The 21720-nt window shown below is 70.7% G+C and carries 20 protein-coding genes, 1 tRNA gene and 1 pseudogene; 4 read left to right on the top strand and 18 right to left on the bottom strand.

Annotation, left to right across the window (positions count from 1 at the left end):
• Positions 1 to 143: 143 nt before the first annotated feature.
• From AMK21_RS00405 to AMK21_RS00395, 3 genes are read right to left on the bottom strand one after another with little or no spacing between them, the layout of a single operon-like run.
• Positions 144 to 533, bottom strand: a complete 390-nt coding sequence (locus tag AMK21_RS00405; RefSeq protein ID WP_073872882.1) for a type II toxin-antitoxin system death-on-curing family toxin — start codon at positions 531 to 533, stop codon at positions 144 to 146.
• Positions 530 to 730, bottom strand: a complete 201-nt coding sequence (locus AMK21_RS00400) for a ribbon-helix-helix protein, CopG family (protein ID WP_073872880.1) — start codon at positions 728 to 730, stop codon at positions 530 to 532. The genes AMK21_RS00405 and AMK21_RS00400 overlap by 4 nt, the downstream gene beginning before the upstream one ends.
• Before the next feature lie 40 nt (positions 731 to 770).
• Positions 771 to 2378, bottom strand: coding sequence for an MFS transporter (locus tag AMK21_RS00395; protein ID WP_199863075.1), 1608 nt, complete (start codon positions 2376 to 2378; stop codon positions 771 to 773).
• Between the two features lie 184 nt (positions 2379 to 2562).
• On the opposite strand from AMK21_RS00395, the gene AMK21_RS00390 reads away from it, so the two are divergent.
• A tRNA-Cys gene (locus AMK21_RS00390) sits at positions 2563 to 2634 on the top strand.
• Between the two features lie 145 nt (positions 2635 to 2779).
• Complete coding sequence (locus AMK21_RS00385) at positions 2780 to 3169, top strand: hypothetical protein (protein ID WP_234421784.1); 390 nt, start codon at positions 2780 to 2782, stop codon at positions 3167 to 3169.
• A 248-nt stretch (positions 3170 to 3417) separates the two neighbouring features.
• Here AMK21_RS00385 and AMK21_RS34760 read toward each other — a convergent pair whose 3' ends face one another.
• The 13 genes from AMK21_RS34760 to AMK21_RS00320 all read right to left on the bottom strand — a co-directional run bounded on the left by AMK21_RS34760 (position 3418) and on the right by AMK21_RS00320 (position 19152).
• On the bottom strand, positions 3418 to 4053 hold the full coding sequence (locus AMK21_RS34760) for a hypothetical protein (RefSeq protein WP_073874165.1): 636 nt from the start codon (positions 4051 to 4053) through the stop codon (positions 3418 to 3420).
• A gap of 39 nt (positions 4054 to 4092) precedes the next feature.
• Complete coding sequence (locus AMK21_RS00375) at positions 4093 to 6432, bottom strand: hypothetical protein (RefSeq protein WP_073872878.1); 2340 nt, start codon at positions 6430 to 6432, stop codon at positions 4093 to 4095.
• A gap of 19 nt (positions 6433 to 6451) precedes the next feature.
• On the bottom strand, positions 6452 to 6877 hold the full coding sequence (locus AMK21_RS00370) for a hypothetical protein (RefSeq protein WP_073872875.1): 426 nt from the start codon (positions 6875 to 6877) through the stop codon (positions 6452 to 6454).
• Positions 6878 to 6914: 37 nt separating this feature from the next.
• The gene (locus AMK21_RS00365; protein WP_073872872.1) at positions 6915 to 7667 is read right to left on the bottom strand and encodes a hypothetical protein; all 753 of its coding nucleotides are present in this window, start codon (positions 7665 to 7667) and stop codon (positions 6915 to 6917) included.
• Between the two features lie 64 nt (positions 7668 to 7731).
• Positions 7732 to 10080, bottom strand: a complete 2349-nt coding sequence (locus AMK21_RS00360) for a xanthine dehydrogenase family protein molybdopterin-binding subunit (RefSeq protein WP_073872868.1) — start codon at positions 10078 to 10080, stop codon at positions 7732 to 7734.
• 97 nt (positions 10081 to 10177) lie between these two features.
• Positions 10178 to 11884 carry a 2Fe-2S iron-sulfur cluster-binding protein gene (locus AMK21_RS00355; protein ID WP_073872864.1) on the bottom strand — a complete coding sequence of 569 codons (1707 nt, stop codon included), beginning with the start codon at positions 11882 to 11884 and terminating at the stop codon, positions 10178 to 10180.
• The gene (locus AMK21_RS00350) at positions 11881 to 12777 is read right to left on the bottom strand and encodes an FAD binding domain-containing protein (protein WP_073872860.1); all 897 of its coding nucleotides are present in this window, start codon (positions 12775 to 12777) and stop codon (positions 11881 to 11883) included. The genes AMK21_RS00355 and AMK21_RS00350 overlap by 4 nt, the downstream gene beginning before the upstream one ends.
• Before the next feature lie 283 nt (positions 12778 to 13060).
• Positions 13061 to 14710 (bottom strand): beta-N-acetylhexosaminidase, encoded by a 1650-nt coding sequence (locus AMK21_RS00345; protein WP_073872856.1) that lies wholly within the window; start codon positions 14708 to 14710, stop codon positions 13061 to 13063.
• A gap of 4 nt (positions 14711 to 14714) precedes the next feature.
• Positions 14715 to 15563, bottom strand: coding sequence for a carbohydrate ABC transporter permease (locus AMK21_RS00340; protein ID WP_073872852.1), 849 nt, complete (start codon positions 15561 to 15563; stop codon positions 14715 to 14717).
• Positions 15560 to 16546, bottom strand: a complete 987-nt coding sequence (locus AMK21_RS00335) for a carbohydrate ABC transporter permease (protein ID WP_073872849.1) — start codon at positions 16544 to 16546, stop codon at positions 15560 to 15562. Before AMK21_RS00335 ends, AMK21_RS00340 begins: the two co-directional genes overlap by 4 nt.
• 2 nt (positions 16547 to 16548) lie before the next feature.
• The gene (locus tag AMK21_RS00330; RefSeq protein ID WP_073872845.1) at positions 16549 to 17853 is read right to left on the bottom strand and encodes an extracellular solute-binding protein; all 1305 of its coding nucleotides are present in this window, start codon (positions 17851 to 17853) and stop codon (positions 16549 to 16551) included.
• Between the two features lie 251 nt (positions 17854 to 18104).
• The gene (locus AMK21_RS00325; protein ID WP_029395429.1) at positions 18105 to 18404 is read right to left on the bottom strand and encodes a DUF3039 domain-containing protein; all 300 of its coding nucleotides are present in this window, start codon (positions 18402 to 18404) and stop codon (positions 18105 to 18107) included.
• Between the two features lie 187 nt (positions 18405 to 18591).
• Positions 18592 to 19152, bottom strand: a complete 561-nt coding sequence (locus AMK21_RS00320; RefSeq protein ID WP_015608863.1) for a YqgE/AlgH family protein — start codon at positions 19150 to 19152, stop codon at positions 18592 to 18594.
• Between the two features lie 287 nt (positions 19153 to 19439).
• On the opposite strand from AMK21_RS00320, the gene murA reads away from it, so the two are divergent.
• Positions 19440 to 20780 (top strand): UDP-N-acetylglucosamine 1-carboxyvinyltransferase, encoded by a 1341-nt coding sequence (murA, locus tag AMK21_RS00315; RefSeq protein WP_015608864.1) that lies wholly within the window; start codon positions 19440 to 19442, stop codon positions 20778 to 20780.
• A gap of 52 nt (positions 20781 to 20832) precedes the next feature.
• Here the strand turns inward: murA and AMK21_RS00310 are convergent, their stop codons facing one another.
• Positions 20833 to 21036: a hypothetical protein gene (locus AMK21_RS00310; protein WP_073872842.1), complete on the bottom strand. Its 204-nt coding sequence runs from the start codon at positions 21034 to 21036 to the stop codon at positions 20833 to 20835.
• Positions 21037 to 21052: 16 nt separating this feature from the next.
• Here AMK21_RS00310 and AMK21_RS34030 point away from each other — a divergent pair.
• Positions 21053 to 21154, top strand: a pseudogene (locus AMK21_RS34030) (DUF2000 domain-containing protein); the annotation flags it as partial.
• Between the two features lie 114 nt (positions 21155 to 21268).
• On the opposite strand, the gene AMK21_RS00305 reads toward AMK21_RS34030, so the two are convergent.
• A complete protein-coding gene (locus AMK21_RS00305; RefSeq protein WP_003968811.1) occupies positions 21269 to 21550 on the bottom strand; it encodes an HU family DNA-binding protein in 282 nt (93 codons plus the stop codon).
• Positions 21551 to 21720 lie beyond the last annotated feature (170 nt).

Here is a 21720-nt window from a genome sequence, read left to right as displayed (position 1 = left end):
GGGCGCTCGGGTACGTGGGTCGCTGCCGCTACCGCACCCGGCCCGAAGGCCCGGGCCCGCGATACGACAACCGGGCCACCCTACCGGGGGCCCGGTTGAAACCCGGTACGAACGAGCCGCGCCGACGGCCGACGAGACCGTGCTCACATCTCGTCGACGACCAAGGCCCGTTGCCCCTGGGAGATCGCCTTGATCTCGTCCGTCTCACCCGTGGCGACGTCGATGACCAGCCGTTCCGCCGCGTCGATGTCCGGGCGCAGGTCGACGCCGTTCATGGCCAGGAAGGTGACGCAGGAGAGCCAGGCCGTGCGCTTGTTGCCGTCGAAGAAGGGGCGGTTGACCGCCAGGGACTGGAGGAGCGCCGCCGCCTTGTCGATCAGATCGGGATAGGCCTCCTCGCCGAACATGGCGGCCGAAGGACGATGGACCGCCGACTCCAGCAGGCCGGCATCCCGGACGACGACCTGCATGTCGTCGCAGGCGTGCTCGGCGATCACCAGAACGTCCTCGGAGCTCAGAAAGACGCAGCTCACTTCAGCCGCTCCATCAGCTCACCCCACTTGGCCGCCTGCTCCTTCGCCGTCTTGCGGACGATGGCCTGCTGCGCCGTTCTGGCGAGGTAGTCGTCCACGGCCTTCAGCAGTATGGCGTGCATGCTGGTGCCCTCCTGTTCGGCACGCTGCTTGAGGGCCTCGGTCTGGTCGTCGCGGAGACGCAGGTTCATAGCCATACCAGAACGGTACCACCGCATGGGGCCAGAATGGTACTGCCTACTTCTCCCGCACCCGCGTAGCCACCCAAGCCCCGACCACGGCCACCACCGCCATCGGCACGAACACCGCCGCGAAGGCCGCCGGGTGCGAGCCCGTGGCCGCCCCGGCCACCGTGCCGTGGGCCGCCGCACCCAGGGCCTCGCCGCCGAGGGCCGCGAAGGCGGCGCCGCCGATGGCCAGGAGCAGGACGTTGGAGAGGCCGTCGGAGATCTGGAGGGCGGCGGAGTTGGAGCCGGCCTCCTCGGGGGCCGACAACTTCAGCAGGAGCACGCTGGTGGAGGCGATCACCATGCCCATGCCGAAGCAGCCGAAGGCCCAGGCCACGGCGACGATCCAGACCGGGACGGCGGGGATCAGCACGGTGGGGGCGACGGCGATGGACGCCGCCACCAGCACCATCCCGCTCACCATCAGCCGCTCCCGGAACGGCTCCAGGCGCGGCCGGGACTGGACGTACGAGCCGAGCGCCCAGGTCGCGCCGCCCACCGCCAGGGAGAGGCCCGCCATGGTCGGGGACAGGCCGCGCTGGGTGACCAGCATCAGCGGTACGAAGGACTCCGCGGCGATGAACGATCCGGCCGCCACCCCGCGCAGCAGGATCACCGACGGCAGCCCGCGCGCCGCCCGTACGGTCCCGGTGGGCAGCAGGCCCCGTACGGCGGGCACCAGCAGCGCGACGCCCGCGGCGGCCGGCAGGACGGCCAGCCAGTTCAGCTCCTGGCCCGCGTACTGGAGCAGCCCGGCCCCCGCCGAGATCCCCAGCGCGAGGCGGATGCGGCGGCGGTCGTACGGCGGTGCCGGCGCGTCCGGGTCCGCCGGGCCCGAGGCCATCCGGCGGATCGCGGGGAGGGCCAGGGCCAGCGGGATCACGATCAGGGCGGGGATGCCGACGAAGACCCAGCGCCAGCCGAGGTGCTCGGTCACCGTTCCGGCGGCCAGCGGCCCGACCACGGACGGGATCACCCAGCTCGCGGCGAAGGCGGCCATGATCGCGGGCCGGATGCGTTCGGGGTAGGCCCGCCCGATGACCACGTACAGGGCGACGATCACCAGCCCGCCGCCGAGCCCCTGGACCGCCCGGCCCGCGATGAAGACCCACATGGAGCCCGCCGCCCCGGAGAGCAACAGCCCCGCGCCGAAGGCGGTGATCCCGGTGGCGAGCGGCTGGAGCGGTCCGCGCCGGTCGGCCCACTGGCCGGAGAGAACCATGGCGAAGAGGCTGGTGGTGAAGTACGCGGAGAAGGCGAACGCGTAGAGCGGGATGCCGTGCAGCTCCCGGGCGGCGACCGGCATCGCCGTACCGACCGCCGTCGCCTCGAACGCGATGAGGAACACCACGGAGACGATGCCGATGCTGAGCGCCCGGAAGGTGCGCCCGAGCACCCCCTCCGTGGCCGCCGCGGTGACCGCCGCGGTGAGATCGTCGGGCAGCGCGTCCGGCATCCCCGGCCGCAGGTCCCCGGGTATGCCGGTCTTCAGGTCGGTGGGGAGGTCCGTCGGCAGTCCGGTCGCCGGGTCGGTGGGACCGCCCGGCAGGTCGTGCGGCAGATCGGTCGGCGCGGGGCGCGCGGCATCGGTGCCGTCACGCTGTTCGGGGGCGGTCATGGCCCCAGAGTAAGGGGCGTGGAGCGGTTTGAGCCCTGTCCCTGGGCCCGCCCGGGGTCATCCCTTGGTCGTAGGCCGGAGGCCGGGCGTGAACGGCGTGTGGCAGTCGCATTGCGTACCGGCCGCTTCCCTTGTGAGCCGCTGCCCGCGCCTCCTAACGTCGAGGACGAAGAAGCAAACGCCCGGCCGTGTGCCCGAGAGGCTCAGGGGCTCGACTGCAACTCGAGTTACACCGGTTCGAATCCGGTCACGGCCTCCGAGGAGGCACCAAAAGGCTACGGCCGCCCCTATTCTGCGGGGGCGGCCGTCACCGTGTCCGGGTCACGGGGACACCAGTGCGGCCAGAGCCCGCTCTCCCCTCCTGAGCAAGGCGAACCTGCGAAATCACAGGGATCACACGTATGGCCGTCGTCGTCTTCTTGTTCCTCTTAGCCGCAGCATTTCTCGCTGTCGCCCTGATCGGACCGTACCGGATGTACTGGCGGGCCCGGCCGCGAGCGGCGGGGCAGCCTTCGGAGACGGCTCTCGTGGTGGGGCGGGTTGCCGCGTATGTGGTCGCCGGGGTCTTCGTCTTCGCGGGCTGCTCGGTCCAGGAAGCGGCCGACAAAGGAGCCCGGACAGCGAGCGAGGTCCGGAAAGCCTCCGAGGCCGCAGCGGAGCTGATGGCCTCCGAACCGCAGATCCGCCGCGATCCGGCGAACAGCTACACCTCACCGATCGAGGCGGCCGTCGGCGAAGCGGGAGAGGGCCAGGGGGTCCTCGTGCCGCGTCTCCGTCGAACGAGCCGCTGACGGTCACCACTACGCGATCTCGACAGACAGCTCCGAGGTCTGCATGCACGTCACGGAGGTGAAGTCGGCACAGGGCGGGATCTTCATGCCGGAAGCGGGGGGCGGGAGCGGCTCCATCACCACGTACGACCTGGCCGCGACTGTCGAGGACGGCGCTTGCTGAACCGGGCGGGTGGTAGGCCGGCGGATCGCCGGGACCACCGATAGCCGCGTCGCGGATCCGGCTCCTCGCTGGCGCCCCACCCGGCTCATGGCAGAGGCTGCAGTTCGGGGTCCAGCTTCTCGGGAAGCCCGCCGTTTCCCTCGCATTCGAGCTCTTTCGCCACAGCAAGGGAAGCAGCGTGCAGGACCGTGAGGTTGGCGACCAGGTTGTTCACTGCGTCGCCTCGGTCCTGCGCCTTCCCCAGTCCTCCACGTATACGGGCTGGAACACGCTCAGACCCTTCGAGCCGCGGGCTCATACATTCGAAGTAGAGACCTGCCGAACGAGTATTGGCAACCGCTTCCTTGCCCAGCGCGAACAGCCGAGTGCCCTCAGGGTTACGGGGGTCACCCACATCCTGAGGGGCGTAGATACTGAAGGACAGAGAAGGCCTCTCACGGGAACCGACTCCCTTTCCCGATATCTGACAGAGTTCCTCGCTGGTCGACCATGTGCGGTCCGACGCATACCCCTCCTTGATCTTCTCGATCACCCGGGCCATGCCCCCTCCGACGCGCCGCTCGAAGGACGTGGTTCCGGCAACGGCTTCCACTGTCTTCTCCATGTGGCCCGGGAAGACCCCTTGGCACACCTCGGCCGCCCCCACGAAGGACGGTTCAGGTTCCGGATCCGATCCGCACGCCACTCCGCCAAAGCCCACCGTCACGACCAGGGCAGCCATCAGCACCCTCGCGTACCGCAATTCACCACACCGCGCCTCTCAGCCCGTCTCCGGACTTGTGCCCTGCTGGTTCTCCCGATCATTTCCGGTCGAGTAGCCCGAGCGCATCGACTCCTTCATATCCTGGCGGAACCCGGAATCCTCTTTGGTCGTATGACGTGCCAGGAACTCCTCCATCGGAGCCTCCGCCATGGCTTCACCAGACCGGTAGATCCTGTTCCAATCCCCCTCGGTGAGATCCTCCGCCTTCTCCTTGCTCTTATCGACCGATTTGTCCGAGATATCACCGACAACCTGGCCGATGACCTGCTCCGCCGCCCCGCTGGCAGTATCGGTAGCCAGAGGGATCAGCACTGCAGCGGCGCCCACGGCGGCCGTCGCCGGCAGGAAAGCGACACCGGCCGCAATCCCTGCCGCCGCACCGAACTCCACCCAGCCGGCGCGGCTGGCCACGGCTTTCTCGAAGTCTTCATGCGTCTTCATGCGGTTCGCCGCGACCTGGTCGGCCCGAGACTGGTCGAGCATCCCCTGCACCTCGGCTCCCACGTGAACGGTCGACCGGGCTGATCCCTCATCGATCTTCCCGCCTACCTGCGCTTCGAGCACACTCCTCGTGTAGACCTGCTCAGCCGCAGAAAGGGTGGCATATGCATCCGGATGCTGGCCGAGTGCGCTGAGAAAGCGGCGTGCGGTGCTCCTGCCTTCCTCCTCGCCATCATCGAAGGAAATGTGTCCCTCCAGGCTCTTGGCCGGAGCAAAAACGCTGTCCGAACCACCCTTGTCCAGAGCCCAGTTGATGTCGTCGATATACCCGGCCCCCATGGTTCCGAGGCTGTCGGCCATGCCCTCCTGCTGCTTGAGGAGCCCCGCGTCCTCGCCGTACTTCTCCATGACCTGGCGCATGACAGCCGCGTTGTCGGCGTCCCGCACAACACCTGCGTCCGGATGACCGGCCGGATAGCCGAGCGTTGCCGCCTCCAGGGCATGCCCCAGCGCGTCCGGCATGTACTGAAGGGTGGCACCCAGCTTGTCCGGGTCGGTGGAGTTCATGTCCGGGAACGACTCCCACTTCTCGTTTCCGAAGAAGTCGAGGTAGTTGTCGACAGCCTCGCCTTCCTGCTTGCCGAGGTCGGCGGTGGCTCCCCTGTCGACCGTGCCGTCCTCGTTGTAAGCCGTCGGATCGTCGGTGAAGAACTTCTTCGCCGCGTCCGGGCTGTTCCCCAGCGCCTCCAGCATGGCCGTGGTCGGGTCGTAGCCGGAGCCGTTCTTGCCCGAGGGGTTGAACGGGTTCTCCAGGAAGCCGTTCACCTGCTTGTTGCCGGCGAACCGGTAGGGATCCTTCTGGTGCAGTTGCGCGACATGCTCGGCGATCGGGTTGAGGAACTTCGCGTCGTAGTTCCCGTACCGCATGATCCCGCCGAGCAGCTGGTACCCGTAGGGGCCACCGCCGGTGCCGTACTTGGAGAGCGGGACCTGCTGCGTCCCGAGCTTGCGCAGCTCCGGCCCCCATTCCGCCGAGAACGCCTTGTCGTACGAGGCGGTGGCCAGGTTGAGCCCGAGGTTCTTCTGTAGCGCCTGGACGTCCTTGAGCCGCTCCTTGTCGACCTTCATGCCCCGGTGCGTGTCCGTGGCGAGCTGCCCGAAGAACGACAGGGACCTCTCCGGGCCGAGCTTCTCGTAGAAGTTCTTCGAGAACTCCACCGACTTGCTGTTGTCCCTCAGCAGTTCGTTGAGCGCCTGGAGTTCGGTGTGGGTGAGGTCGCGGCCCTTGGCGGCCAGCGCGGCGGCCCTGGCGGCCTCCTCCTGGTCCAGCTTCGTGTACTTGGGGGCGCTGAAGTCCTCGCGGTCGGTGACGTTCGCTTCCAGGGCGTTCTTCAACGACACATCGGCGTCGTTGCAATTGTCCACGATCAGGTCGATCTTCCTCTGCCAGGCGGCGATGTTCTGCTTCTCCTGACGCACCAACTGCGGGTAGTCGGGGTCGTGGCGCTGCGCGGGAGGCGCGTCCTCGAGCGGCTGACGCGCGAACACCCTGCCGTTCGCGTCGACCCGTATGCCGGCCGCCGGTCCTTCGTGATCCCGGATCCCGGTCAGGTCGTCCTTGGCCTTCTTGATGGCCGCGTGACCGTCTTCCAGGATCGCCTTCACCCCCTTGGCCTGGGCCGCCGCGTCCGCGAATTCCTTGGCCGTCTTGCCGATGAACGCCTTGGTGACGCCCGCGTTGAGCCCCTCCCAGTCCGCCTTGTCCGCCTTGACCTTCATCCCGTCGGCGGCCTGGGTGGCGAGCTTGTCCAGCTTGCCCGCCATCTCCGACCAGTCATCGGCCGCGGCCTTCAGCTTTCCCACGGGCGCGTCGACAATGTCCCGGTAACTCAACACGTGTGCTCTCCCCCGAGTCCTACCGCAGATATTCCGTGAGCTTGGAGATCGGCGTCAGATCCCCCACGACCTTCACCTCGTCCTTGGCGTGCTGAGCCTTGGTGTAATCCAAGTGGTTCGAGATGTGCGCGCAGGAATCCAGCAGCGTCTTCAGTTGCGTCTGCCAGCGGTCGTGCACCTTGAGTACCGCCGCACCACTCGCGAAGTTGCCGTTGGTGAGTGCGATCGCCGCGTCGAAGGTGGCGGGGCGGGCGTGGTCGCCCTCCTTCGACAGCCTTGTCCTCAGGTCATAGGCGTCGTTCCCGATGGCTCCGAGGTCGTCCCGATGCACCACCAGGTCGGGTGCACCGCTCCCGCCGCCCTCGGACGGAACGCCGTTGATCCGCGTGGCGACTCGCTCGGCCGCCGCCGTGCGCAGCTCGGCCCATTCCTCGTCGAACGTCATGGCTTTCCCCCTGAACTTGCTGAGCCCCCGGCGGCGCTCAGGCCGTCTTCAGCTTCTCCATCACATCGCGCATGTCACTGATCATGTCGGCGTGGAACGACTCCGGCGCGGGGCCGTCGGGCCATTCGTCCGGCTCCTCTTCGCTCTCGGGTTCGGCGTGGTTCATGGACGCGGAGACGGTGAGTGTGAGGACCACAGCGCCGTCCAGCACGCTCAGCCGCGTCCCTTCGCCGTCCTCGACCAGCAGATAGGCCCGGTCCCCGAGGTCGGGCACCAACTCGGGCCGTTTCTCCTCGCCGTCCGTCAGAGCTGACGGCCCCTCGCGGGCCTCGAACTCGGCCCGGGGGTCGGTCTCCTTGTACAGCTCGACCGTCAACCCGACGGAGGCGTAGACGCTCCAGCCCTTGGCGTACGTCTCGGCGCCCTCCTCGGAGGCGAGCCCCATGTAGCAGCGGACCTGGTTGAGCGCCGGGTGTTCGATCCGTCCCGGAGCGAGGGCGGGGGCGTCCTCGCGCTTCCCCACCGACGCGGTCAACGCCTTCAGCTGCATCGCGGAGCACGAGCGGCCGTCCACCCGGTAGCCGCGCGCGTCCGGCTTCCGCGCGACGCCGTCCCCGTACGCGAAGACGGCGCTCGCCCACACCGCGGACGCGACCAGTGCTCCGGCCGCGCCCCAGAGCAGGCCGTGCCCGCGCCGGCGTCCGGACGCGGGCTCCCGGTCGAAGCCGCCCACCGCCTCGGCGGTGTGCTCCGGTCCGAACTCGCCCATCAACTCCGGCTCAGAAATCATGTCCGGTTCTCCCCCGGTCAAGCTGGTCAAGCTGGTCAAGAAGACGACGGACGTGTCCGGGCCGTCAGGCCTTGGGGGTCACCACCGCCGCCTGCGGGCGCACCGGCAGGCGGTTGACCGGGCGGCCGGTGGCCGAGCGGACCGCCGAGGCCACCGCGGCCGGGGCCGTCACGACGGGGACGGCGGAGGCCGGCTTGGCGCCGAAGGGGGCCACCACGTCCCGTTCTTCGACCAGCTTGACGATGCGGATGTCCGGGGCGTCCAGCGAGGTCGGGAGCGCGTAGCCGGTCAGGTCGGGGTGGCGGATCAGGCCGCGGGCGGTGCGGAGGTTCTCGGTGAGGGCCGCGCCGATGCCCTGGGTGATGCCCGCCTCGATCCGGGTCGCCAGCTGGGCGGGGTTCAGGACGCGGCCTACGTCCTGGGCCACCGCCATCTCGACCACGCGGATCGAACCGAGCTCGATGTCGACGTCGACGACCGCCCGTACCGCGCAGAACGCGAGGCCGACGAAGGCGTCGCCCTGGCCGGAGCCGTCCAGCGGCTCGGTGGGGTGGGGGCGGCACTGGGCGGTGGCCCAGAGTTCCTTGCCGTCCATCGCCTCCATGACCGTGGTGGACAGGACGCCGTCGTACGAGGTGATCTTGCCGTCGGCGATCTGGAGGAGCTCCGTGGACATGCCGAACTTGTGGGCCAGCGGCTGGAGCAGCTGGGTGCGGACCATCTTCGCCGCCCGCTCCACCGCCCCGCCGGAGACCCAGGTGTGGCGGCCGTGCGTCGCCGGGCCCGCCGGGGGCTGGTCGGTGTCGACGGCGGCCACGTGGACCTCGTCCACGCCCAGGACCTCCTGGACGATCTGGCGGGCGAGGGTGGTGAAGCCCTGGCCGGTTTCGACCGCGGCGCAGATGACGGTGGCCACGCCGTCGTGGACCCGGACCGTGGCCGTGGAGACCTCGTCCGTGCCCTCGGCGCCGAGCATGTGGACCATGCCGACCCCGTAGCCCACGCCCCGGCGCACCGCCCCGGGTTCGCCCGCGCCCTCGGGGCCGCCGGGCAGCAGCCAGTCGTCCTCCGGGGTGTCCTTGGGGAGGGCGGGGAGGGGGGCGTCACGGACCGCGCGGACCAGCTCGGCCACCGGGGCCGGGCAGGTCACCGTCTGGCCGGTGGGCAGGATGTCGCCCGTCGACAAGGCGTTACGGAGGCGGAGTTCGGCCGGGTCGATGCCGATCTTCGCGGCCAGCTTGTCCATCTGGCCCTCGTACGCCGCGCAGACCTGCATCGCGCCCTCGCCGCGGACATGACCGGAGGGCGGGTTGTTCGTGCGGACCGCCCAGCCCTCGATGAAGGCGTGCGGGACGACGTACGGGCCGCAGGCGAAGGCCACGGCTGCGGCCAGCGACTCCGAGGACGCGTCGGCGTACGCGCCCGCGTCCAGCAGGATCTGGGCCTCCACCTTGACCAGCCGGCCGTCCGCGTCCGCGTGGTGGCGGTAGCGCAGCAGCGTCGGGTGGCGGTGGGCGTGGCCGAGGAAGGACTCCTCGCGGGTGGCGGCCAGCTTCACCGGGCAGCCGGTGCGCAGGGCGAGCAGGCCCAGCGGGATCTGGAAGCCGGGGTCCTCGCGGTCGCCGGTCGCGCCGGGGACGCCGGTCACGACGACCTTGACCCGGTCCGGCTCCAGACCGAAGCAGGCGGCGGCCAGGTCGCGGTCGGTGTGCGGGTCGGTGGAGGCGGTGTAGATCTCGACGCCGCCGTCGGGGCGGGGCACGGCGAGCCCGGCCTCCGCGCCGATCGGGGCCGGGTCCTGGCGGCCGATGCGGTAGAGGCCCTCGACGATGACCTCGCCGGTCGCCTCGGCGTCGCCGTAGCGCAGCGGGATGTGCCGGATCAGGTTGCCGTCGGGGTGCAGGGGCTCGGCCGCGAACGCCTTCTCCGGGTCCGTGACCGGCTCCAGCACCTCGTACTCCACGGCGACGGCGGCGGCCGCCAGCCGTGCGGTGTCGGGGTGGTCGGCGGCGACGGCGGCGATCGGCTCGCCGTGGTGGCGGACCAGCTCGGAGGCGAAGACCGGGCGGTCGACGACGCTGCGGCCGTAGTTGCTGTCCCCGGGGACGTCCTCGTGCGTGACGACCGCGCGCACCCCGGGCATCGCGGCGGCGGCCGAGGTGTCGATCGACAGGATGCGGGCGTGCGGGTGCGGCGAGCGCAGCACGGAGGCCCAGAGCAGCCCCTCGGCCCAGAGGTCGGCGGCGTACGGGAAGGTGCCCTCGGTCTTGGCCCGGGAGTCGGCGGGCGGCAGCGAGGCGCCCAGGCCCATCAGGGGCGGTCCCTGGCCGGGCCCGTCGCCCGAGCCGGCGGCATCGATCCTGGGCAGGGTGGTGCTGGTCGCGTTGGCCGCGGTGGCTGCGTCGCCGCTCACGCCGCCTCCTTGTCGTTCGCCCCGCCGCTACGGGGGCGGGGGGTGACCTGTGGTGTCGCGGGGTGCTGTCCTGAGGACGTGGGTCTGCGCGCGTCGATCACTGCGCGCCTCCCTCGTGCGGGTGGTGCTGGTGCTGTACGCCGCCGGCGCCGGGCTCGGCCTGGTGCGGGATGCGGGCCTCTTCCTGGGCCGGGGCGGAGGCGGCCGCCTCGGCGGTCGCCTCGCGGGCCGCCACGACGTCCTTGACCGCGTCGAGCACGCCCCGGTAGCCGGAGCAGCGGCAGAGGTTGCCGCAGAGGGCCTGGCGGGTCTCCAGCTCGCTGGGGGCGTGGTTGCCCTCCAGCAGGTCGTGGACGGTCATCGCCATGCCGGGGATGCAGAAGCCGCACTGGACGGCTCCGCAGGCGGAGAGCGCTCGCTGGACGTCGGACGGCTCGCCGTCGACGGCGAGCCCCTCGACCGTACGGACCTCGCTGCCCGCGGTGGTGGCGGCCGGCACCAGGCAGGAGGCGACCAGACGGCCGTCGACCTGGACGTTGCACGCTCCGCACTCGCCCTGCGAGCAGCCGTCCTTGGCCCCGGCGAGGCCGAGGCGCTCGCGGAGCACGTAGAGCAGGGACTCGCCGATCCAGGCGTCGGAGACCGGGCGGTCCACGCCGTTGACGTGCAGGAGGTAGGAGGCGGAGGGGTGTTCGCTGGGTACGTCGACGGGGCTGGTGGCCGGGTCGTGCGCGGGGTCGTGGGCCGGGTCCGGCTCGGGTTCCGCTTCGGGGGCGGGGTCCGGTCCGGCCATTGCCGCTTCCTCAGGGCCGACGGCGGCCTCCGGGCCGGGGGTGGCCTCCGGGCCGGGGGTGGCCTCCGGGCCGGGGGTGGCCGAGGGCTCCGCTTCCGGTTCCCCGTCCGCCGCGGCGAGGGGTTCCGCCGGCGGCTCCTCCGCCTCGGGGGCGGGGAGCGGGTGGCCGTCGGTCTCGGGGTCGTGGTCCGCGACGGGGTGGGCCGCCGTGTGCTCCTCGTCCGGGCCGGGGCGCACGGCCGCCGGGGCCTCCTCGGGCTGCGGCTGTGCCTGCGGCTGGGTCGCCCAGGGGGCGGGGGCGCCGCCGGGGAGCGTTGCCGGGCGCGTGTCGTCCGCGTACCACTGCTGCGAGGCCGCCGCCGAGGCGAGGAACTCGCCCGACTCATCCGGAAGATCCCCGTCCGCGACCGGGATCGTCCACTGGCCTGTGTGGCCCGTGTGGCCCGTCTGCGCGGAGGGGGCAGCGTGCGCGGAGGTGTCGGTGTAGCCGGTGTGATCCGGGTGGCCTGAGTGGTCGTCGGGGCCCGTGTGGTCCTGGTACTCCACGGAGCCCGCCGCAGCACCGGACCGCCCGGACTGCTCCCCCATGGCCTCGGTGAAGTTCCACTGGGCCGTGGAGTGCGAGGTCTCCTGGTGGGGCTGCGCGTAACCGCCCTGCTCGTTCGGGTCTGGCCAGTGCACCGCCCCCGGGGCCTGCTCCTGGGCGCGCCGCTCGGCCTGCGCCTGCTGCTGGCTCTGCGTCCGCACGACCCAGCTGCCCGTCGCGGCCGGGTCCAGACCGGCGGCCGGGGTCAGCGGAACGATCATCGGCGGTACGTACCCGTGGCCGGGCGCGGCCAGCGGGATGCCGGCCAGGTCCTCCGGCGGGAGCTGGACGAACGCGGTGGCGTCCGCGTCGTACTCACCGCTCTGCGGCGTCGGCTCCCAGCCTCCGTACCGGGGGTCGGGGCCGTCGGAGCGCCCGTGCTGCCCCTGCTGCCCGTGCTGGTCGGGGCGTTCCTCATTGCTCACGACAGTGCCCTCCCCAGTGCGCGTCGGGCGAGCGCGGCGACGGTGCGCCGCAGGTGGAGTACGGCCGGGGACAGCGGCGGGGCCTCTGATCCGTCGGCCGGCGGTGCGTGGTCCGGGATACAGGCGGTGGCGACGTACTCGCCGAAGGCGGCCAGCGCGTCGAGGGCCAGGCCCCGCTCGCCGTCCCAGTCGATCAGCGAGGCGATCCAGCGCTCCGCCTCCAGCGGGCGCAGCGGCATCGGGGCGATGGCGCCGACCGCGCAGCGCACCCCGCGCCGGGCCGGGTCGAGCACGATGGCGACCGAGGCGGTGGCGCGGCCGGGGCCGGTGCGGCCGGTGGCCTTCAGGAAAACCTGCGGGGCGTGCAGCAGCGGTACGCGGACGAAGCCGATCAGCTCGGCCGGGCTCAGCATCTCGCGGCCCGCCAGGAGGTGGGAGACGGGGACCTCGCGGCGGGCCCCGCCGGGTCCCGCGACGACCAGCTCGGCCTCCAGGGCGGCCAGCACCGGCAGGGCGTCGCCGGTGGGCGCGGAGGTGGCGATGTTGCCGCCGAGGGTTCCGGCGTTACGGATCTGGGGAGGGCCCGCGGCGCGCGCGGAGGCGGCGAGGGCGGGGATCAGGGCGGCGAAGTCGGGCCGTCCCATGCGGGCGTGGGTGAGGCCGGCGCCGAGCAGGGCGTGGCCGTCCTGGTAGTGCCAGCCGCGCAGCTCGCTGATCCGGCCGAGGCCGACCAGTCCCGAGGGGCGCAGGAGCCCCTTGTTCACGGCCGCCATCAGGTCCGTTCCCCCCGCCACGGGGACGGCGGCAGGCATGGCTTCCAGCGCCGCCACGGCCTCGTCGAGCGAGGCCGGCAGCGTCACCGACTGCATCGCCTGCGGTGCGTGCGTGGTCAACCCAGCTGCCCCTTCCCGGTCTCCCGGCTGGTCCGCCTGTTCCGCCGTACGGTACGTGTTCACAGGCCGGACGTGGCAACTCTGGCACATCTTCCGATGGGACCGGCGCGAGGGTCCGCGAAGGGTGGATCCGTCCCTGACCTGGGGGATGATCCGGTTTCGCACCTCTTCGGAGTGGAGGGTGAATTGCCACTCTTCAGCGATGCTTGTACGACTTATTCCGTTCGTTCCGTGGCCGGTTCGGCCCGCGCCGGAGCGTGTCCGGCGCGGGCCGAACCGGGGCTCACACCACCGGCGGCGCTCCCTCGATCGGGCGACCGAGGATGCCGGGCCGCCGCTGCCGCGGGAGCGGGCCGCCCGGCCGGCGGTAGTCGACGCCGAGGGCGTCGAGCCGGGCGTAATGGGCCGTCATGCGCTCCTCGAAGCCGGTGAAGTCCCGGTCGGAAGGGGGCGGCAGGGCCGTCCAGGCGACCTCGGCGAAGGCTGCGAGGCGCGGGAAGACCTGGTAGTCGACGCGTGACCTGTTCTGCATGACCTCGGTCCACACGTTGGCCTGGGTGCCGAGGATGTGGCGTACGGCCTCTTCGGAGAGGCCCGGCGGAACGGGTTCGAAGCGGTAGACGTCCTCCAGGGTGCGGACGTACCCGATGGGCATCGGCTCGTCGGGGCCGCCGTCCTGACGGTGGTCCAGATACACCTGCTGCTCCGGGCACATCACCACGTCGTGCCCGGCCTCCGCGGCCGCGATGCCGCCCGCGTACCCACGCCAGGAGGAGACCGCGGCACCCTCGGCGAGGCCGCCTTCGAGGATCTCGTCCCAGCCGATGAGGCGGCGGCCTCGTGCGGTGAGCCAGCTGTCGAAGTGGCGGATGAACCAGGACTGGAGCTCGTCCTCGTCCTTGAGGCCGAGTTCGGCGATCCGGGCCTGGGCGGTCGGGGACTCCTTCCACTGGTCCTTGAGGCACTCGTCGCCGCCGACGTGGATGAACGGGGAGGTCGCGGCGGGGAAGAGGTCGAGGACCTCCTCGAAGACGCCCTCGAAGAAGCGGAGGGTGTCGTCGGTGGGGGCGAGTACGTTCGGGTTGATGCCCCAGGTGTCCCAGACGGAAAGGGTGGTGGTGTCGATGACGTCGGTGTTGCCCAGCTCGGGGTACGCGCTGATGGCGGCCTGCGAGTGGCCCGGGATGTCGATCTCGGGGACGACGCGGATATGCCGCTCGGCGGCGTAGGCGACGATCTCGCGGATGTCGTCCTGGGTGTAGAAGCCGCCGTGCGGGGTCTCGTCCCACAGCTCGGAGGCCCGGTGCCCGTACTTGGTACGGGAGCGCCAGGCGCCGGCCTCGGTGAGGCGCGGGTAGCGCTTGATCTCGACGCGCCAGCCCTGGTCGTCGGTGAGGTGGAAGTGGAAGACGTTCAGCTTGTGGGCGGCCATCAGGTCCAGGTAGCGCAAGACGTCGTCCTTGGGCAGGAAGTGCCGGGAGACGTCGAGCATCAGGCCGCGCCAGGAGAAGCGCGGCGCGTCCTCGATGACCACCGCCGGGACGTGCCAGGTGCGACCCGGGGCGATCGGCGCGCGGCGGAAGGCATCCGGGCCGAGGAGCTGACGGAAGGTCTGCGCCCCCCAGAACAGGCCGGCCGCGCTGCCGCCGGCGATGCGTACGGCCTCGGCGTCGACGGTGAGGCGGTACGCCTCCGGGGCCAGCGCCGGGTCCGGTGAAAGCTCCACGCGGGGGCCCTCCGTGCCCGACGGCAGCTCCAGTCCGGTGGCCGCGCCGACCGCGGCCCGCAGCCAGCGGGCGACGCCCTCGGCACCCGGCGCGGCGCTGAGCACGGTCTCCTCGTCCAGCCGGTACAGCCCCCGCCCCGGCCCCGCCCAGCTCGCTTCGCGCGGCGCGGGGATCAGGCCGGGAGCCGCGGAGTCATCGGATGTCATGACGTCAGTCCTTAACCGCTCCGCCCAGTCCGGAGACGAGGCGTCGCTGTACGAGTACGAAGAAGACGAGGACGGGAATCGTCATCACCGTGGAGGCGGCCATGATCCCTCCCCAGTCGTTCTCGTCCGGTTTGAAGAAGACCAGCAGCGCCATCGGCAGCGTCGACTGGGAGGTGTCGCTGATGATGAACGACTTCGCGAACAGGAAGTCGTTCCAAGTGGTGATGAAGGAGAAGACGCTGGTCGCCACCAGACCCGGGAAGACCAGCGGGAAGAGGATCTGCCACAGGAAGCGGGTGCGGCTGGCCCCGTCGATGTAGGCGGCCTCCTCCAGGGCCTCGGGGACCGCTCTGACGAAGCCGCGCAGCATCCAGATGGCGAACGGCAGCGAGAAGGCCAGGTGCGGCAGGATCAGCGAGCCGAGCGTGTTGAGCTGGCCGAAGTCCCGCATGAGGAAGAACAGCGGGATGGTCAGCGCCTCCACCGGCACCATCTGCGCCACCAGGAACATGATGAGCAGCGTGGTGCGGAACGTGAAGCGGAAGCGGGTCACGGCGGTGGCGGCCAGGAAGGCGATCAGTGCGGAGGCGATGACGACCGTGCCCGCCACCAGCAGGCTGTTGAGGAAGTAGCGGCCGAAGTCCTGCTGCTCGAAGACCCGGCGGAACGAGTCGAGCGAGGGGGCGAGCGTCCAGGGGCGGGGGTCGGTCGACTGGATCTCCCCGGCCGGTTTGACGGCGGAGAGCACCATCCAGTAGAGGGGGAAGGCGACCGCCACGGCGATCAGCAGGGCCGCGGCCTCGGCCGCCAGCCTGCCGGGCCTCTTGACGCGCAGCAGCGTGGTCACGCTCACAGTTCCTCCCCCTGGCGCCGCACCAGGCGCAGATAGACCAGCGTGACGGCCAGCAGGATCACCAGCATCACGACGCCGATCGCGGAGCCGAGGCTGTACTGCGAGGACGCGAACGCCTTCTGGTACGCGTACACGTTGAGCACCAGGTTCTGCCCGGCGATACCGCCGCCGTTGGTCATGACGTAGATCTGGGTGAAGACCTTGAAGTCCCAGATGATCGACTGGATGGTGACGACGATCAGGATGGGCTTGAGCATCGGCGCCATGATGGTCCGCCAGATCCGCCAGTGGGAGGCGCCGTCCAGCGAGGCGGCCTCCAGCACCTCGGTGGGGATGGCCCGGATGCCCGCGTACACGGTGACCATGACGAACGGGAACGAGCACCACAGGACTTCGAGGAGGACGAGCGCGAAGGCGCTGTAGCGCCCGTACGTCCAGGAGAAGTCACCGAGCCCGAGCACCTTGTTCACGGGTCCGAAGTCCGGGTCGAAGAGGAAGACCCAGACCGTCGAGCCGGTGATCGCGGGGGTGGCCCAGGCGCCGAGCGCGGCCATCATCAGCACCAGCCGGGGCAGGGCGCGGATGCGGGTGAGCAGGACGGCGAGCGCGCAGCCGACGAACAGCGTGGAGACCACGCAGGCCGCGGCGAACAGGACGGTGGCGAGGAGGACCTGCCAGAACTGGCTGTCGCCGAAGAGGGTGGCGTAGTTGCCGAAGCCCTTGAAGGTGGTGGGTTCGCCGCCGCTGACCTGGGCCTGGGTGTACTCCAGGAACGAGATCAGGCCGAGCTGGTAGATCGGGTAGACCAGCAGCCCGGCGAGCAGGACGAGGGCGGGCAGCAGATAGAGCCAGGGGGTCCAGCCGGAGTGCCCCTTGGGTGACACCGTGCGGCCGCGCCGGGGCGGGCGGGCGGCGGAAGTGCCCGCGCCCGCCCCGGACGCACCGGGGGCTGGGGCCTTGAGAGCGGTGGTGGGCGTGGTCATCGTCAGCCCGCGTCGGTGAAGGCCGCGTCCATCTTCTTCGCCGCGTCGTCCGAGGCCTGCGCCACGTCCTTACGGCCGGAGACGATCTCCTGGAACATGGTCGGCAGGACCAGCGAGGCGTCGATCTGGCCCCAGGCGGGCGAGGCGGGGACGAACTTGGCGCCGGCGCCGAGGGTTTGGACGAACGGGGCGACGAAGGGCTGCTTCTTCGCTGCGTTGTCCAGGACGTCGGTGTAGGTGGGCAGGAAGCCCATCGCGTCGAACATCTCGGCCTGGGTCTTCTTGCCGGTGAGCGACTTCATCAGGTCGACGGCGAGGGTGCGGTGCGAACTGCTCTTGAGTACGCCGATGTTGTTGCCGCCCGCGAAGGCTGGGGCGATGGAGTTCGGGGCGATGCCGGGCAGCGGGACGACGGCGTACTTGCCCTTGACCGAGCCGGCCTCGACGGCCGAGTGGCTGAAGTCGCCGCCGATCACCATGGCGGCCTTGCCGGAGGCGAAGGCGGTCAAGGTGGCGTTGCCTCCCATGGAGGCGCACTTGGCGGCCGGACAGTTGTCGTCGCCGAAGAGGGAGGTGTAGGCCTCGATGCCCTTGCGGGCCTTCTCGCTGTTGATGGCCGACTTGTACGTTCCCCCGCTCTCGCCCGCGATCTCGCCGCCGTGGGACCAGATGAAGGGCATCGCGCCGTAGGTGTAGGCGCCGCCGACCGCGAGGCCGTAGAGGTCCGGCTTCGCCTTGTGGATCTTCTTGGCCGTCGAGATCAGCTCGGCCTGGGACTTGGGGGGTTCGATGCCGAGGTCCTCGAAGACGTCGGTGCGGTAGTAGAGCGCGCGGACGCCGACGAAGAAGGGGGCGCCGTAGACCTTGTCGCCGACGGTGACGGACTGCTTGGCGATCGGGTCGGTGTCCTTGGCCTCCTCCCAGGCGCCGAACTCCTCGGAGACGTCGGCGAGTCCGCCGTCCTTGACGTATCCGGCGGTGTCGCTGTTGCCGTACTCGATGAGGTCGGGGGCGCTCTTGGGGTCGTTGAAGGCGGCCTTGACGCGCTGCGCGCGGGTGTCGACGGGTATGTACTCGACCTCGACCTTCGTGCCCTTGTGGCTCTTCTCGAAGGCGGCGACGGCCGTGTCGACGACCTTCTCCTTGGGCTTGTTGCCGACCTCCTGGAAGAGCCAGACACGGAGAGTCCCGCTCTTCTCGTCACCCTTCGCACTGGTGTCGGAGGTCTGCGGCGCGCAGGCGGTGGCGGTAAGGCCCGCCAGCACAAGCGCCGCAACCGGGGCGGCAATTCGGGCAGAAAGCTTCATCCGGGAACTCCTACCGGTCATTCGTTGCATCATGTGCAACGCACGTTTCGTTCTGCACAACTGGCAGGAGAGTAAGTCCGGTTCCGGCGCCCGACAAGTGGTCTCCACCACTCTGTGACCCGCCGACACAGCCCGCGCAACGCGAGCACGGCCGGTCACGATCCGTCACCGGCCATGAGAAAGGCCCCCGGCACGCGCGTCGACCGCGCGTGCCGGGGGCCTTGGGCCCGAAGGGCCTTGAAGCCGAGGGACTACTTCTTGCCCTTGTCCTTGCCGCCCTTGCCCTTGTCCTTGTCGCCGCCGGCGCCCATGGACTCGTAGATCTCCTTGCACATGGGACAGACCGGGTACTTCTTGGGGTCGCGCCCCGGCACCCAGACCTTGCCGCACAGTGCGACCACGGGCGTGCCCTCCAGGGCGCTCGCCATGATCTTGTCCTTCTGGACGTAATGGGCGTAGCGCTCGTGGTCGCCGTCGCCCCTCGACACCTGCGGCGTCGGCTCTACGAGGGTCCCCGTACCTGCCCCGCGATCGGGCTCAAGAGTGCTCATAACCGCCAAGGGTACAGAGCGACCGGCACATGGGGGGCGGGACGAGGAGCGGGGTCCGGTGCGTGCAGCTGCGAGGCGGAGAATCGAGGCATGGCGGAGCCGTGGTGATTGACGACAACGCCGCAGAAACGCGTGCCAGACCCCGCGACGCCGCCCCCCGTGCGCCGGTCGCTCTCGATGCGGGCCTTCAGTTGAGCGAGGGGTCGTCCGGATACGTGGCGATCATCGCCAGCTCGCTGCGCTGGCGGCGGAGCACCGCGCGCCAGAGGTTCTCCGGGCGCGGGGAGGAGACGTCACCGGGCTCCGACTCGACCACGTACCAGGCGCCCTCACCCAGTTCGCCCTCCAGCTGGCCCGGGCCCCAGCCCGCGTACCCGGCGAAGATCCGCAGCGACCCCAGGGCCGGTCCGAGCAGCTCCGGTGGGGTCTCCAGGTCGACCAGGCCGATCGCCCCGTGCACCCGGCGCCAGCCGAGCGGACCCTCGTCGCCGGGGATCACCGCCACGCCGAGCGCCGAGTCGAGCGAGACCGGGCCGCCCTGGAAGACGACGTCCGGCTCACCGGTCAGCCCGGCCCAGGAGCCGAGGATGTCACCGACGCCGACCGGGGTCGGGCGGTTCAGGACCACACCGAGGGAGCCCTCCTCGTCGTGGTCGAGGAGGAGCACCACCGCGCGGTCGAAATTCGGGTCCGCGAGGGCGGGTGTGGCCACGAGCAGTCGCCCTGTGAGCGAGGACACCTCCGTCATGGCAGAAATGATCCCGCATCTTCGCCCTCCGCGGGGTCCCGGCGACCGTGATGACCACCTCAGGAGAGCGAGCGCAGCTCAGGGCGCACGGAGGCACGGGGAGCGCACCGTACGGCGGGGGTCCGGAGGGCCATCCGGACGGTAACCCTCCGCAAGATCGGGTGAGCGGAGGGTGTTGTGGCGGATTCATGACGTTCGTACACCCCCCTTCACCTTACGGAAGGGGGGTAGGAGGCCATTACCCTTTTCGTTGGCCCCCTGCCCGACCACTCCGGAACGCGAGATACATGACCGGCACAGACGATGTCCTGCTTGTCCACGGCGGCACCCCGCTGGAGGGCGAGATCCGCGTCCGAGGCGCCAAGAACCTGGTGCCGAAGGCAATGGTCGCCGCGCTGCTCGGCAGCGGGCCCAGCCGTCTCCGCAACGTTCCCGACATCCGTGACGTACGGGTGGTCCGAGGACTGCTGCAGCTGCACGGCGTCACCGTCCGCCCCGGCGACGAGCCGGGCGAACTGATCCTCGACCCCTCCCACGTCGAGTCCGCGAACGTCGCCGACATCGATGCCCACGCGGGTTCGTCGCGCATCCCGATCCTCTTCTGCGGCCCGCTGCTGCACCGCCTCGGCCACGCCTTCATCCCGGGCCTGGGCGGCTGCGACATCGGCGGCCGGCCGATCGACTTCCACTTCGAGGTGCTCCGGCAGTTCGGCGCGACCATCGAGAAGCGGGCCGACGGCCAGTACCTGGAGGCCCCGCAGCGGCTGCGCGGCACCAAGATCCGGCTGCCGTACCCCTCGGTGGGCTCCACCGAGCAGGTGCTGCTCACCGCCGTCCTCGCCGAGGGCGTCACCGAGCTGTCCAACGCGGCCGTCGAGCCGGAGATCGAGGACCTCATCTGCGTACTGCAGAAGATGGGCGCGATCATCTCCATGGACACCGACCGGACCATCCGGATCACCGGTGTCGACAAGCTCGACGGATACACCCACCGGGCGATCCCGGACCGTCTGGAGGCGGCCTCCTGGGCGTCGGCCGCGCTGGCGACCGAGGGCAACATCTACGTACGCGGCGCCCAGCAGCGTTCGATGATGACCTTCCTCAACACCTTCCGCCGGGTCGGCGGCGCCTTCGAGATCGACGACGAGGGCATCCGCTTCTGGCACCCGGGCGGCGCGCTGAACGCCATCGCGCTGGAGACGGACGTCCACCCCGGCTTCCAGACCGACTGGCAGCAGCCCCTGGTGGTGGCGCTGACGCAGGCCGCGGGACTGTCCATCGTCCACGAGACGGTGTACGAGTCGCGGCTCGGGTTCACCTCCGCGCTCAACCAGATGGGTGCGCACATCCAGCTCTACCGCGAGTGCCTGGGCGGCTCGGACTGCCGCTTCGGCCAGCGCAACTTCCTGCATTCGGCGGTCGTCTCCGGACCGACGAAGCTCCAGGGCGCCGATCTGGTCATCCCCGACCTGCGCGGCGGCTTCTCGTACCTGATCGCGGCGCTGGCGGCGCAGGGCACCTCCCGGGTGCACGGCATCGACCTGATCAACCGTGGCTACGAGAACTTCATGGACAAGCTCGAGAAGCTCGGCGCGAAGGTTGAGCTGCCGGGCGGTTCCCTCGTCTGACCGCGCAGCGCTGCCGCACACAGCACTGCGCGAGCACGGCGCCCCGGTCCCCTCACAGGGGGCCGGGGCGCCGTGCTGTCCGGGCCCCTCGGGACGCCCGTACGAGATGGGCGGGGTGCGCGTGGACCAGCCGGGCGGCCTCGGCCGGGGTGAGGCCCTCGGCCAGCCGCTCGTCCAGGAGGCAGCGCAGGAGCGGGTCAACGAGGTCGGGGGTGTCCACGGCGGCCCCGATGCAGCCCGCGTCGAGCTGCGTCATGCACGACCGGGACAGCCGGGCGGTGGGGCGGGACGCGCTGGATCTGGTGGGGCTGCTCGCGTACGGGCCCCGCAACGCCGTGGGCAAGGCCCTCAAGGGCGCGCGGACGCATCCCTGACTCCGGGTGAGCCCCGCGGCGTACGAGCGCCTGAGCGGGGCGCATGTGCCCGTGGCATGCGCGAGGGCGGCCACCCCTGGTCGGGGGTGACCGCCCTCCTTGCGCCTTTGAGGGTTACTTACCCTTGGCGGCTTCCTTGAGCTTCGAGCCCGCGGAGACCTTCACGCTGTAGCCGGCGGGGATGTTGATCGGGTCGCCGGTCTGCGGGTTGCGAGCGGTGCGAGCGGCACGGTGGGTGCGCTCGAAGGTCAGGAAGCCGGGGATGGTGACCTTCTCGTCGCCCTTGGCGACGATCTCACCGACGGTCTCGGCGAGCGCGGCCAGCACGGCGTCGGCGTCCTTGCGAGTCACCTCGGCGCGGTCGGCCAGGGCGGCCACCAGCTCACTGCGGTTCATGTTGTTACTCCCGTGTTCTTCTTGCCTGTGAGGCGTGAGATCGAAGCCGATGCTGCCAGGGCCCTCTGACAGTCCCCGGACCCGGGTCTGATGTCAGACCCTCGCGCCCGATTACGCATCCTGCCCCCACCTGCGGCGGGAAAGCCAATCCGGAACCCTTCAGGGTCAAC

It is taken from the genome of Streptomyces sp. CB00316 (assembly GCF_001905595.1).
Classification (GTDB): Bacteria; Actinomycetota; Actinomycetes; order Streptomycetales; family Streptomycetaceae; genus Streptomyces.
This window is presented reverse-complemented; position numbering and strand designations above follow the sequence as displayed.